Here is a 12,643-nt window from a genome sequence, read left to right as displayed (position 1 = left end):
CTCTGTCCCGGCTGGAAGGGACGTCCTATTTGCTGTTTTTGCGCTGTATTATCAGCACCGTTCGGTCCTGGCATTATTAGTCCTTCCCTGCAGATTCGTTGTGAGTCGATTTAAGGCCCGTGGGGTGGCACTCTAAACGCCGTCATGCCGCTACCTCGACTGAACCGCGACGTAGCTTCACGCCGTCCGCCTCGAGACTGCGCAGGAGAGCCTGGCGCACGTATTCAGAATGCGAGGTGTGTCTAAGTTGTGCGGCAGCCGCAATTGCAGCACGCGCACCACGCGGTGCTTTCACTCGAAGATCTTCGGGGAACCGTCCGCGACCATCTCAATGATGGGTCGATAGGCTTCGTGCATCGCAAATCTCCTCAATCGTCATTGTGACGAATATGGAGTCTGCGCTTCTCAGATGGAACGTCGCTTCTGCCGCTTTTGCCGCGTCGGAGCCGCTATGCGTGGGCATGCATTCCTGGCTCCAGGCTCGACAACAATGGGCGGCGACGACCACAAGCAATCCCAACCCTATCTCAACGGCAATGCTGCGAACGAGCGAGGCCCTCGTGTCACGCGCCCGATAGCGGGCCACCGAGGGAGCGAGACGAAGGTAATTGAGGGTGGCAAGCATTAGAAGCAAGGCAAAAAGAGAAAGCTTAAACAGCGCTACCCAACCATAGGCAGTGCCTATTAGACCCGCGAAACCGCCTGCCAGTATCCAGCCCTGAAATGCCGCAGTGGTCGCGAGCACGAAAACGCACAGCATGCCCAAGGGAGAGAAATGCAGCGCCGCAATGGCGCTGCTATTGAAAGGTGCCCTCGAGACGAAAATCAATAACGGTAGAAGTGCGCCGAGCCAGGCTCCTGCTGCGAGCAAGTGAAAGCCCTGTGATACTAGCAACAGCCCTTCGTCCATGGCTAGCGCGTGGCCGTGAGTGGCCTGCAGAAGCACAGCAACGCCAGCGAAGCCCGTTGCGGCCAAACGGCTATATCTTCCATCTAAAATCAGCGCTGTAGCGGTCGCGAGCAGAGCCAGCGCTTGAGCGGTTAGGACGTAGCCAAATCTCGTGCCCGTTACCACCAAGGGTAGAGCGACCAGTGCCTGTCCGGCAGTTTGCGCATCGGCCATATGGCCCGATACGAGCACAAGCCAAACAAGCATCACGCACGCCGCTAATAACGCGCTCCGAAGGGCTATGTGTAAGCAGTCCCGATCCGGTTGTGTTGCCTCGGAACCACCGAGTCGCTTCAGCGCGGCTGGAGCGATGAGGCTACGAAACAGGCATGCACCGAAGGTAGAGAATAGGGCGGCTACAAAGACGCCTCGCACAAACGCGATGACTAACTCTCCTTCGGTCAGATTGAATGACGGCCAACCGCCCTGCACGGCTACTGGGCAACTTTGAAATCGAAGTTGCCGCTGATTTTATGGGTGTCCGTCGAGGTTATGCGCCAGATGACCGTGTAAGTGCCGGGTTGGAGGGCCTTTAAGCTCACCATCAGGCGCTTGGCATTTCCCGGCGCAACATGCACGTCACCATTGTCGAGGCGCGCACCCTTATTATCCTTCACCTCGATTGTGCTGAACCTCGGCTCCACGTCCTCCGTGAACTCTAGGGCAATCTCCGGTACCGCGGTCTGCACGGTAGCATCGGCCGCAGGCGTGGTGGTCTGGAGTTCGGCATGACCGAGAGCTGACGTGCTGACAAGCATCTTGAGACAGCGACAGCCGGAATGGAAAAGCGAGACATTGGGTACATCTCCCTATAACGCGAGCGCGCTCAGCGACTATACCAGTCATGATGCGGCCTCGCGTGCCAATCATGATGGCGGCCTTTATGGGGTCCATTATGGCGACCGTAGTGCCAGCCATACCGAGGATCCCAGTGTTCGCCGCGATGCACACCGAAGTGGCGGCCGCTGTGCGTGTCGTGATGTCCACCGCCGTGCCAGTCGTGGTTCCGACGGGGATACCAGTCATAATCTTCCCGGTGATCGTCACGGCCAGCTTGTGCTTGGCCGGAAAGACTAATTAGCAGGGCGACCGCAGCAGCCACTGGCAGCCAGCGCTTAAGGGCGGAATGCATTTTTCTCACCTCATGACCACAGTTCAGGCGAATTCCCGTCGTGACGATATGTGTCACGTTTGAGACCGATTTTAGGGAAGCAAACCTTAACCGAGCCTGACAGACTTGTTCATGCGCGGTTCAGCTAGGGAGAGACCAAATCTGGTCCGCGTACTCAGCGTTTTCAGGCGGTGGCTCCGGTGCGGGCGCCGCTGAAAATTGCTTTTGTGCTTCAAACGCGCATTTACGCCCGCACCTTTCGCCAAGCTGTGGCACAACTCCCGGGCCCACCATTTTTGGCGCAATCAAATGGCGGGGTTCCGCCGCTAGACCGGCAGCTCGGTGGAATAGCCGAACGACTCGAAATCGATCGCGAATTTCTCGCGCACCTTCCTGGCGATCTCCGTCGTGTAGTTCGCCGCGATCTTCGTGCCGGCATTCGACTGGCCTTTATGCACGCTGTGGATTTCCGTTTTGGCGCCGAAGCGCGACATCACGTTCCGGAAGTCCTCCTCGAAATTCTCGAAGCGAATGAAGTGGTCGTAGCGGATCACGTCGCAAAAGATGTTGTAGTATTGGATTTTCCAATGCCGGTTCATCTCCTCGGGCGTCTGCTCGGTCACCTGCGCGATAAAGTCCGCGAAATTCATCCCCGGATCGAGACCGAGCTTGCTCGCGAAATTCTCCCGCTTCGCATTCAAGAAGAACGAGAGGAGACGCGAGTAGGGATTGCGCACGACCGCGAACTTGAAGGGGATGTCGTTGATGTCATCGATCCGCGGCAGCCGTAAATCGCTCGGCTGCAACAGCGGCGCGAACCAGCGGTCGATATCCTTGAAGTTCTCCGGCAGCTGCCGCCCGGCGACAAGATGCTGTAAGGAAATGCGCGCGGTGACGTTCGCGCATTTCTCGTTCTTGGTGAACAGAAAGTCCCGCTTCGGCGAGATGAACACGGCGTTGTTGAAGCGCTCGCGACGCTTGTAGCCGCCGCCCATCCCGGTCGGGTCGAAGGTGCAGAAGCGCCAGTGATTAAAGATGCGGAGAGGAGCCATCATGATGCAGGGATACGCCGCTGTTCAGAAGCTGTAACCGAATGCGGCGATCTCGCGCGCATACCATTGCCCGACGATGTCGCGAGTCTTGGGCGTGTAATAATCGCGCCACGACCTTTCGCTGCGGTAACCGACTTTCGCTTTGGGCAGATCGACCTTTTCGTCGATCCCAATCTGCTTAAGGACAACGGCCAAATCCTCTTCCAATGATTCGTAGCGGCATACGTAGTCGGCTGCGACCCTTCCGTCGATGGCATAGGTATCGAAGTTCGGTGAGAACTTGCGGTGCAGCGGCGAGCGAATGAACGTCTCGAAGCTCGGCTTGGCGTCGTTGTTCCGGTGGTGCCAGTGGTACAGCGACACTTGACGGTCCCAGGGATTGCGCTCGATCGTGAACTTGAAGCAGTCGTTCCAGGCTTCGTCGCCGATGAGCCTCTTGATCTCCTTGGCCGGCATATGGTTGTAGAACCCGCCATGGCCGATGGCCGGGCGCCCAAGAACCTCGCCGCAAATGCGCAAGAACCGGCTGCGGCCGTAGCCGGGAATGTGGAAATTGCGCGGGCCCATGCCCTGGCGCAACGTCTCCTCGGTTTCGCTGGCCGGCGTAATGATGTCGTCCTCGCCGCAGAATCGAGACACGAAAAGCTCGACGCTGGACCCAGCCACCTTCCGAGGCCTGATAAAGATGAAACGCCGCGAATAGGACACGATCATGGATCGTCCTTTTAGCGTGGTGCCAAGGCAGCCTCGTCGGGAAAAAGCGCGCCCGCGCCTGCAAAAAACGATTCCCCGGAGAGGCGCTGCTCGGCGCTGACCTACTCTAGGCGCCCCGTTTTGGTCAAGTCGATCATGGCGCGGTCGTGAGGTCCGGAAATAAGAAAAAGCTTGAGGCCGCGATGGGAGGCTTCTAAGGCTCTTGCTGCCTGCAATCATCGCAAAAATTTTGCCGCCACGGGTGGGAATGTCGATCCCGGCTGATCCAGACACGGCCCGCTCGCAGAAGAGCGGATATACGATCCCCGTCTTGTTCTTTCTGAGCCCGCTGCTGACAGCGGCGGTTCCGCAGCTGACGTGGCTCTTTCTGCCGCTTATCGCGATCGCACTCTGCATCTCCTTTTGGCGCGGGGGCTTCGACTGGCGGCAATTGCTCCAACCGAACCTCGCGGTCGGCGCGGTTCTGCTGGTTGTCCTCTATGTCGTCATCAGCGCCATCTGGGCGGCAAATCGCGGCGCCGCACTGGAAAAGGGAGGCCTTCTCTTAGTGATGGCGGTGATCCTTCTCGCGGCCGTTCGAGCCATTGCCGGGCTGGACCATGCACAATCGTCCCGCGCCGCATTCGCTTTCGCGGCCGGCGCATTTTTTGGCGCGATGTTCATCCTGGTCGAGCTCGCGACCGATGGTGCCATCACGCGCTACGCAATCAACCTCCCGAGCCTGCTCAAGCCGAAGAGCGCGAAATTCGTCGCGATCTCTCAAGGCGAAGTTATGGAAATCAATCCTGCGCAGTTTCGACGCAGCGTGACGCTGCTCGTCTCGAATTTTTGGCCGGCGCTGTTGGCCTTAAGCGCTATCCCCGCCAGGCCGCGCCGGACTATGCTGATTGCTTTGCTGACGCTTGCGGTGGCCGTTGCCGTGCTTCTCTCCGAACGCGCGTCATCGCAGGTCGCGCTGCTCGGTTCCTTCGTTGTCTTTCTCTTCGCGTGGAGGTTTCGACGCGGCGCGGCGCGCGCCTTGGCGGTGCTTTGGTGTCTGGCGTTTGTGCTCGTGCTGCCTCTCGTCTTCTCCGCCTATAAGGCCGAGCTTCACATGATGTCGTGGCTGCCGAATTCGGCGCGCGCAAGAGTCATCCTGTGGGAGTTCACGGCTGAGCGAACGCTGGAGCGGCCGTGGCTTGGCATCGGGGCCGCCTCGACGTCAAAGCTCAGGGAGTCGCGCGCCGTCGCCGAGCAGCCGGAGGGATTTATCTTCCCGCGCAACACGGGTCAGCATGCGCACAATCTCTTTCTTCAGAGCTGGTATGAGCTCGGCGTTGTCGGTGCGGTGCTGATGGCGCTGGCGGGCCTTGCTTTGCTCCTCCGCATTCCCCTGCTGCCGTGGGAGGCGCAACCTTACGCCGTCGCGACATTTGCCGCCTTTGCCGGCGGCATCACGCTTGCCGGCGGCATTTGGCAGACCTGGTTGATGGGCGCGGTCGGGCTCATGCTGATCTATCTCCAGATCGCAGCGACAGCGCGAGCCCCAGAGCCGCGCATCAACTCTTGATCGTGGCCATCCATACCGCGAGATCCTCCAGTATCGCGCTGACATGAATCTCCGGCACTTTGAGCGCCGCCGCGATATCCTGTAATTTCTTCCGCTCCTCGCCTGCGATCTGATCGTCGGCGAGAAGCACGAGATAGGCGGCCCTGATGATCTCTTCCTTGGTACCCATATCGAGGCCGCCGGCGGCCGCGGACAGGTCCCCGAGGAAATTGCCGCGTTGCGCGTAGGACTCCGCCGCTTCGGCGATGTCGGATGCCGTCAGGCTCTCGCCGGAGAGGTCTTGATAGATCTGCTGGATGAGGCTGACCTCGCGGCTGTCGAGCCGCCCGTCGGCGCCGGCCATGGCGACCAAGGCTCGCAGGATCCAGTTCTGGTCCGATTTCTCGGTCTCGACATCCACGGCGGCCTCCTTCGGATTTCGCTGTCGATTATGCATAGCCCATCGCAGTGGCATACGTGACAGCTCGACCTTTGACCGTGCAGGGCTGGATTCTCGTGTGCCGGCCTATTAGACAAGCCCCTTCGCCTTATCCCCCTGTAACGAAAGCGCCCCGATGGCCACGCCTCAATACGTTTATGTCATGACCAAGCTGTCCAAGACCTACCCGGGCGGCAAGCAGGTTTTGAAGGATGTCACGCTCGCCTTCCTGCCGGGTGCAAAGATCGGCGTGGTCGGCGTCAACGGCTCCGGCAAGTCGACGCTGCTCCGCATCATGGCCGGCCAGGAGACGGAGCTTGTAGGCGAAGCCTGGGCGGCCGACGGTGTCCGCGTCGGCTATCTGCCGCAGGAGCCCGTCCTCGACGAGGCGAAGGACGTTGCCGGAAACGTCATGGAGGGGGTCGCCGACAAGAAGGCGAAGCTCGACCGCTACAACGAGCTCGCCGTGAACTATTCCGATGAGACGGCCGACGAGATGGCGCAGCTCCAAGATGAGATCGACGCTCATAATCTCTGGGACCTCGACACTCAGGTCGAGCAGGCCATGGATGCGCTGCGCTGCCCGCCCGGCGATGCGGAGGTCGCGAAGCTGTCAGGTGGCGAAAAGCGGCGCGTGGCACTCTGCAAATTGCTCTTGTCAAAGCCCGACATTCTTCTCCTCGACGAACCCACCAACCATCTCGATGCCGAGACGGTCGAATGGCTTGAGCATCATCTGCGCGACTACCCCGGCACCATCGTCATGGTCACCCATGATCGCTACTTCCTCGACCACATCACGGACTGGACGCTGGAGCTCGATCGCGGGCAGGGCGTTCCCTACAAAGGCAGCTACTCGTCCTGGCTCGAGCAGAAGCAGAAGCGGCTTCAGGTCGAAGGCAAGCAGGACGAGGCGCGCGAGCGCAGTCTGACGCGCGAGCTGGATTGGATCCGTGCGAGTCCCAAGGCACGGCAGGCAAAATCAAAGGCCCGCATCCGCGCCTATGACGAGCTGGTCGCGCAGTCCGCTAAGGATAAGAACGGTAAGGCGGAGATCACCATCCCGCCGGGCCCGCGTCTCGGCGATCTCGTGATCGACGCCGATCATCTCGGCAAGGGCTTCGGCGACCGGCTTCTGATCGACGATCTCTCCTTCAAGCTGCCGCCGGGCGGCATTGTCGGCGTTATCGGTCCGAACGGCGCGGGCAAGACCACGCTCTTCCGCATGATCGTCGGCGAGGAGACCCCGGACAACGGCAAAATCCGCATCGGCGACACCGTGAAGCTCGGCTATGTCGATCAGTCCCGCGACGCGCTCGACGGCAAAAAGTCGGTTTGGGAGGAAATCTCCGGCGGTAACGACATGATCACGCTGGGCAAGCGCGAGGTCCCGTCCAGAGCCTATGTCGGCTGGTTCAACTTCAAAGGCTCCGACCAGCAGAAGCAGGTGGGTCAGCTCTCAGGCGGCGAGCGCAACCGCGTTCACTTGGCGAAGATGCTGAAATCGGGTGCGAACCTCATCCTGCTCGATGAGCCGACCAACGATCTCGATGTCGAGACGCTGTCGTCGCTCGAAGCGGCGCTGGAGGACTTCCCCGGCTGCGCTGTCATCATCAGCCATGATCGCTTCTTCCTCGACCGCATCGCGACCCACATCCTTTCTTTCGAGGGCGACAGCCACGTCGAGTGGTTCGAGGGCAATTTCGAGGACTACGAGACGGATAAGAAGGCGCGCCTCGGCGAGGACGCGGTGGTCCCCAAGCGGATCAAATACAAGAAATTCGCCCGCGCCTAGCTCGTAGGCTTCACGAATTTCAGCGTCATGCGGTCGCTCTCGCCGATCGCCAAGTACTTCTCGCGGTCCTCGTCGCCGAGACGAAGCGACGGCGGAAGCGTCCAGACGCCCTTCGGATAGTCCTTCGTGTCTTTCGGATTGGCGTTGACCTCGGATTTCTTTACGAGCTCGAAGCCCGCCTTCTTGGCCAGCTCGATCACGTGGTCCTCGTTCACGTATCCTGCGCCTGCTTTGGGATCCTGCTTCACGTTGGGATCGCCTCGATGCTGTACGAGGCCGAGCACGCCGCCGGGCTTGAGCGCCCTGAACATGCTGGCGAAGGCCTCGTTCTCGGAGCCCGATCCCATCCAGCTATGAACGTTGCGGAAGGTGACGACGAGGTCAGCGGAGTTCGGAGGCGCAATGTCGCCGTCTTTCGTCAGCTTCGTCCGCTTCACTCCGCCGTAAAGCTCCGGCGCCGCCTTCACCTTCTGATCAAGGGCTTCGAGTGATCTTTGAACCGCCTCGTACGATGGATCGCCCGGGTGCTCGGCGGCATATAACGTGCCGCGCCCCTTGAGATATGGCGCGAGGATTTCCGTGTACCAGCCGCGACCCGGATAAATCTCGACCACGGTCATGTCCCGCCTGATGCCGAAGAAGGTGAGCGTCTCGATCGGGTTGCGATATTTGTCGCGCGCCTTGTTCTCTTCCGACCGGTGGTCGCCCGCGACGATCTCCTTCAGACGAGCGTCCTGCGCCGGCGTCTCCTCCGCGCGCGCGGCGAGCGATGCGAGCGATAAAGATCCGAGCAGGAGTATGAAAACGGCAGAACTCTTACGTGCGGCGATCATATCTTTCTCCGAAGCTGTTTGAACGGCAGATTGCGGGCAGCGTAGCAGCAAACGTTCGCCTGCGAACCCCTGCGCCCATTCAAGATTGGTTGAGGCGGACAATCCGGAGCGAGCGGCGCTGGAGGACTTCCCCGGCTGCGCCGTCATCATCAGCTATGATCGCTTCTTCCTCGACCGCATCGCGACCCACATCCTCTCCTTCGAGGGCAACAGTCATGTCGAGTGGTTCGAGGGCAATTTCGAGGATTATAAGACGGACAGGAAGGCGCGCCTGGGCGAGGACGCGGTGGTCCCCAAGCGCATCAAATACAAGAAATTCGCCCGCGCCTAGGTCCTGCTATTTCGCGGCGGCCTTGAGCGCGTCCCAAGTCTCCTTGCCGACTACCGTCCGCGAGCAGTCCTTGGTTTTGCTGGAAGCTCATGACCGCAAGCTCGGTCGCGGCACCGAAGTCGTCGTCCACGGCAATTGGATGACCAAGCTTACGCAACGCAACTTGCAGCTTTCCGACCTCCTCGCCGGCAAAGCCTTGGGTCAACACGGGCCTCTGGTCGGACTGCGCGCCAGACAGTTGGATGCCCTCTAACCTCGCCAGTACCGCCTTGGCCTTGGCGGTGAGCTGCCGCCGCTCTGGAAGGCCCCGCTCGCCGCCATTGATCTTTCGCGCGACGGTGACCACATCGTCGCGGTCGGCGTCAGGATTGATTTTGCGTTTCTTCCAATACTCGCAGGCGATCAAAAGCGAGACGGCAGGGTCCGCCGCCAGTAGTGGATTGGCCTCGAGCTCTATCTTCAGAACCTTGCCATACTCCCGGTAATTCGCGCGGCCCGTAAGCTGGAGAATGCCGCGCCCCTTATAGCGGGGCCCGTCGCCGCGCTTCACGTTGCCAAGGTCTTTTCGGCCTTCGCAATCCGACCGGTCCGCGAACTCCTCCGTGGTCTGGAAACCGGCGCACTCATGGCAGCATTGCGCAAGAAAGTGAGCGCGCCGCAGCCTTGTATTGATGTCATACGCGTCCAGGGTTGCTTGAAGGAACCGGCCCGAGCTCCGCGATGATCTGAGCTTGCCTTTCCCCGCGATGACCGCTGAAGCGGGGCGCGATTGCGAGTAGGACAGCGGCGTCGAGAGGCATCCCCCGTTCAGCTTGCCTCAATCAATTTAAACGTATAAACATATCTTTATGTCAGAAAGAGCTCAAGGCATGGCTTTCCATAAAACTGGCGCGTTTCAGCCGGCTGTAGGGTTGAGCCGCGTCCAGTCTCTCGCAGCCCTCCGTGCTGCCGGCGAGGCGACGCGCTTGCGCATCCTGGCGCTGCTTGCCGGCGGAGAGCTCAACGTGAAGGACCTGACCCAGATCCTCTCCCAGAGCCAGCCTCGCATCAGCCGGCATCTGAAGCTCATGGCTGAAGCCGGCCTCATCAAGCGCTTCCGCGAAGGAAGCTGGGTCTTCTTCCGCCTCGCCGAGGATGGCGCCGAAGGCACGCTCGCCCGCGCCATTGTCGATAGCCTCGATGGCGCCGACCAGACGATGGCCCGCGACCGCTCGCGCGCCGAAGCCGTGCAGACAGCGCGCGGGGAAGCGGCTCAAGCCTATTTCAAGGCGCATGCCGGCGAGTGGGACAAGATCCGCGCGCTGCATGTTGCCGAGACCCAGGTGGAGGCAGCCATCGACACGGCGCTGGGAGAGGGGCCCTTCGGCCTCCTGGTCGATCTCGGCACCGGCACTGGACGCATCGTGGAGCTGTTCGGCCCGCGCGCGGCTCACGCGCTCGGCTTCGATCTCAATCATGACATGTTGGCATACGCGCGCATGAAGCTTGAGCGCGCCGGTCTTAATCACGCCCAAGTCCGCCACGGCGATCTTTACAATCTCCCGCTTGCCGACGGCGCCGCCGACGCCGTCGTGTTGCATCAAGTCCTGCACTTCCTCGACGACCCCGCCGCCTCAATCGCCGAGGCGGCGCGTCTGCTTGCGCCCGGCGGCAAGCTGCTCGTCGTCGACTTCGCGCCGCACGAGCTTGAGTTCCTGCGCGATGAGTTTGCGCATCGGCGCCTTGGCTTTGCCCGCGATCAGGTTGATCGCTGGCTCAAGGGCGCGGGTCTGAAGCTCGCCGAGAGTCGCGATCTCAGCCCCGATCCCGGCGAGGGCAAGCTCACAGTCTCGCTGTGGCTCGCCGCGAAGCCCGCGACGACGAGCCCGAAGCGCAAAGAGAAGTCGCCCTTGGAGGCCGTCATCTGATGCTAACGTCCCCTGACAAGAAGAGCCGTTTTCTCGGCTGTGGCGATATCGGCGTCTCATTCGAGTTCTTCCCGCCGAAGACCGCTGGCATGGAGGAAACGCTTTGGCGCTCGATCGGGCGGCTTCAGCCGCTGCTGCCGGGCTATGTCTCCGTGACCTACGGCGCGGGCGGCTCCACGCGCGAGCGCACTCATGCCACCGTGGCGCGCATCCTGAAAGAGACCACGCTCAAGCCTGCCGCGCATTTGACGTGCGTCTGCGCGACGCGCGCCGAGGTAGACGATGTCATTCGCGACTATTGGGATCTTGGCGTGCGTCACCTTGTGGCGCTGCGCGGCGACCCGCCCGGCGGTGTCGGCGAGCGCTATGTGCCGACCCCTGGCGGCTATGCGGATACCGCCGAGCTTGTCGCAGGCATCAAGGCCATCGCGCCTTTCGATATCTCGGTCTCCGCCTATCCGGAGAAGCATCCGGAATCGCCGAGCGTTGAGGCGGACATCGATATGCTGAAAGCCAAGATCGACGCCGGCGCCACGACCGCCATCACCCAGTTCTTTTTCGACAACGACGTCTATTTCCGTTTCCTCGACCGCGTGCGGGCGCGTGGCATCACGATTCCCATCATCCCCGGTCTGATCCCGATTCATAATTTCCTGCAGATCTCCGGCTTCGCCGCCAAGTCGGGCGCGACCATACCGGATTGGCTTGGCCGCCGGTTCGACGGTCTCGACGAGGACCAGGAGACGCGCCACCTGGTCGCCGGCGCGGTCGCGGCGGAACAGGTGCTCGGCCTCGCCGATCAAGGCATCACCGAGTTTCATTTCTACACGCTGAATCGCGCCGACCTCGTCTACGCCATTTGCTATCTGCTCGGCCTGCGCCCCGCCACGGTCGCTTCTTCTGCTCAGGCCAAGGTGGCGTCATGACCCGTGACGAGCGCATTGCGGCCCTGAAGCAGGCCGCCAAGGAACGCATCCTCATTCTCGATGGGGCCATGGGCACCATGATCCAGCGCTACAAGCTGGACGAGGCCGGCTATCGCGGCGAGCGCTTCAAGGATCATACGCACGATCTCAAGGGCAACAACGATCTCTTGGTGCTGACGCAGCCCCAGATCATCGCCGAGATCCACGCCGCCTATTTCGAGGCCGGCGCCGATATCGCCGAGACCAACACCTTCAATGCGCAATCCATCAGCCAAGCAGATTACGGCCTCGAGCACATCGCCGAGGAGCTGAATGTCGCTGCCGCCAACCTTGCGCGCCAAGCCGCTGACGAATGGACGAAGAAGACGCCGGATAAGCCCCGCTTCGTCGCGGGCGCCATCGGGCCCACCAATCGCACGGCCTCGATCTCGCCCGACGTGAACAATCCCGGCTTCCGTAATGTCAGCTTCGATGCGCTCGTCGAGGCCTATTCGGTGCAGGCGCGCGGGCTTATCCAAGGCGGTGTCGACACGATCCTCATCGAGACGATCTTCGATACGCTGAATGCCAAGGCCGCGGGCTTCGCCGTTGAGCAGGTCTTCGACGAGCTCGGCGTCCGCCTGCCCATCATGCTGTCCGACACCATCACCGATCTCTCCGGGCGCAATCTCTCCGGGCAAACGCCGGAAGCCTTCTGGTATTCGATGCAGCATTTGCGGCCCTTCTCCATCGGGCTGAACTGCTCCTTCGGCGCCGAGCAGCTCCGGCCCTCGGTTGATGAGATTGCGCACGTGGCCGACACGCTGGTCAGCGTCTATCCCAATGCGGGCCTTCCGAACGAGATGGGCGAGTATGACGAGACCCCGGAGCACATGACGGGGCTTTTGGAGGAGTGGGCGAGGGATGGCCTCGTCAACATCGTCGGCGGCTGCTGCGGCACCACGCCTGAGCACATCAAGGCGATCGCCGAGGCGATGGCCAAATATCCGCCGCGCAAGGTGCCTCAGGTCGAGCAGAAGCTTCGTCTCTCCGGCCTTGAACCCTTCATGCATGGCTGA

12 protein-coding genes and 1 pseudogene are annotated in these 12,643 nt (G+C 61.2%); 6 read left to right on the top strand and 7 right to left on the bottom strand.

All coding sequences use genetic code 11. The features are described from left to right. Window positions 1-328: 328 nt before the first annotated feature. The 4 genes from ACR2J1_RS07990 to ACR2J1_RS07975 all read right to left on the bottom strand — a co-directional run bounded on the left by ACR2J1_RS07990 (window position 329) and on the right by ACR2J1_RS07975 (window position 3,826). Complete coding sequence (locus tag ACR2J1_RS07990) at window positions 329-1,156, bottom strand: CopD family protein (protein ID WP_434018801.1); 828 nt, start codon at window positions 1,154-1,156, stop codon at window positions 329-331. A gap of 227 nt (window positions 1,157-1,383) precedes the next feature. Next, complete coding sequence (copC, locus tag ACR2J1_RS07985) at window positions 1,384-1,707, bottom strand: copper homeostasis periplasmic binding protein CopC (RefSeq protein WP_434018800.1); 324 nt, start codon at window positions 1,705-1,707, stop codon at window positions 1,384-1,386. 679 nt (window positions 1,708-2,386) lie between these two features. Further along, complete coding sequence (locus ACR2J1_RS07980) at window positions 2,387-3,115, bottom strand: sulfotransferase family 2 domain-containing protein (protein ID WP_434018799.1); 729 nt, start codon at window positions 3,113-3,115, stop codon at window positions 2,387-2,389. A 21-nt stretch (window positions 3,116-3,136) separates the two neighbouring features. Continuing rightward, complete coding sequence (locus tag ACR2J1_RS07975; protein WP_434018798.1) at window positions 3,137-3,826, bottom strand: sulfotransferase family 2 domain-containing protein; 690 nt, start codon at window positions 3,824-3,826, stop codon at window positions 3,137-3,139. Between the two features lie 247 nt (window positions 3,827-4,073). Here ACR2J1_RS07975 and ACR2J1_RS07970 point away from each other — a divergent pair, with 247 nt between their 5' ends. Continuing rightward, window positions 4,074-5,375, top strand: a complete 1,302-nt coding sequence (locus ACR2J1_RS07970) for an O-antigen ligase family protein (protein ID WP_434018797.1) — start codon at window positions 4,074-4,076, stop codon at window positions 5,373-5,375. On the opposite strand, the gene ACR2J1_RS07965 is transcribed toward ACR2J1_RS07970, so the two are convergent. Continuing rightward, complete coding sequence (locus tag ACR2J1_RS07965; RefSeq protein WP_434018796.1) at window positions 5,365-5,811, bottom strand: DUF533 domain-containing protein; 447 nt, start codon at window positions 5,809-5,811, stop codon at window positions 5,365-5,367. The genes ACR2J1_RS07970 and ACR2J1_RS07965 overlap by 11 nt on opposite strands. A 118-nt stretch (window positions 5,812-5,929) precedes the next feature. Here ACR2J1_RS07965 and ettA point away from each other — a divergent pair, with 118 nt between their 5' ends. Further along, a complete protein-coding gene (ettA, locus tag ACR2J1_RS07960) occupies window positions 5,930-7,588 on the top strand; it encodes an energy-dependent translational throttle protein EttA (RefSeq protein WP_434018795.1) in 1,659 nt (552 codons plus the stop codon). On the opposite strand, the gene ACR2J1_RS07955 is transcribed toward ettA, so the two are convergent. Beyond that, window positions 7,585-8,421 carry a class I SAM-dependent methyltransferase gene (locus ACR2J1_RS07955; RefSeq protein ID WP_434018794.1) on the bottom strand — a complete coding sequence of 279 codons (837 nt, stop codon included), beginning with the start codon at window positions 8,419-8,421 and terminating at the stop codon, window positions 7,585-7,587. The two genes, ettA and ACR2J1_RS07955, sit on opposite strands and share 4 nt — an antisense overlap. 115 nt (window positions 8,422-8,536) lie before the next feature. Here ACR2J1_RS07955 and ACR2J1_RS07950 point away from each other — a divergent pair. Beyond that, a pseudogene (locus ACR2J1_RS07950) lies at window positions 8,537-8,752 on the top strand (energy-dependent translational throttle protein EttA); the annotation flags it as partial. On the opposite strand, the gene ACR2J1_RS07945 reads toward ACR2J1_RS07950, so the two are convergent. Beyond that, window positions 8,724-9,413, bottom strand: a complete 690-nt coding sequence (locus ACR2J1_RS07945; RefSeq protein ID WP_434018802.1) for a peptidoglycan-binding protein — start codon at window positions 9,411-9,413, stop codon at window positions 8,724-8,726. The pseudogene ACR2J1_RS07950 and the gene ACR2J1_RS07945 overlap by 29 nt on opposite strands. A 208-nt stretch (window positions 9,414-9,621) precedes the next feature. On the opposite strand from ACR2J1_RS07945, the gene ACR2J1_RS07940 reads away from it, so the two are divergent. The 3 genes from ACR2J1_RS07940 to ACR2J1_RS07930 are packed head-to-tail and all read left to right on the top strand — an operon-like array spanning window position 9,622 to window position 12,643. Continuing rightward, window positions 9,622-10,659 carry an ArsR/SmtB family transcription factor gene (locus ACR2J1_RS07940; protein ID WP_434018793.1) on the top strand — a complete coding sequence of 346 codons (1,038 nt, stop codon included), beginning with the start codon at window positions 9,622-9,624 and terminating at the stop codon, window positions 10,657-10,659. After that, window positions 10,659-11,585 carry a methylenetetrahydrofolate reductase [NAD(P)H] gene (gene metF / locus ACR2J1_RS07935; RefSeq protein WP_434018792.1) on the top strand — a complete coding sequence of 309 codons (927 nt, stop codon included), beginning with the start codon at window positions 10,659-10,661 and terminating at the stop codon, window positions 11,583-11,585. The genes ACR2J1_RS07940 and metF overlap by 1 nt, the downstream gene beginning before the upstream one ends. Next, a complete protein-coding gene (locus ACR2J1_RS07930; RefSeq protein ID WP_434018791.1) occupies window positions 11,582-12,643 on the top strand; it encodes a homocysteine S-methyltransferase family protein in 1,062 nt (353 codons plus the stop codon). The genes metF and ACR2J1_RS07930 overlap by 4 nt, the downstream gene beginning before the upstream one ends.

The sequence above is a fragment of the Methyloceanibacter sp. genome (assembly GCF_050999895.1).
Lineage (GTDB): Bacteria > Pseudomonadota > Alphaproteobacteria > Rhizobiales > Methyloligellaceae > Methyloceanibacter.
Note: the sequence above shows the minus strand (reverse complement) of the source record. Positions and strands in the feature narration are given on the sequence as shown.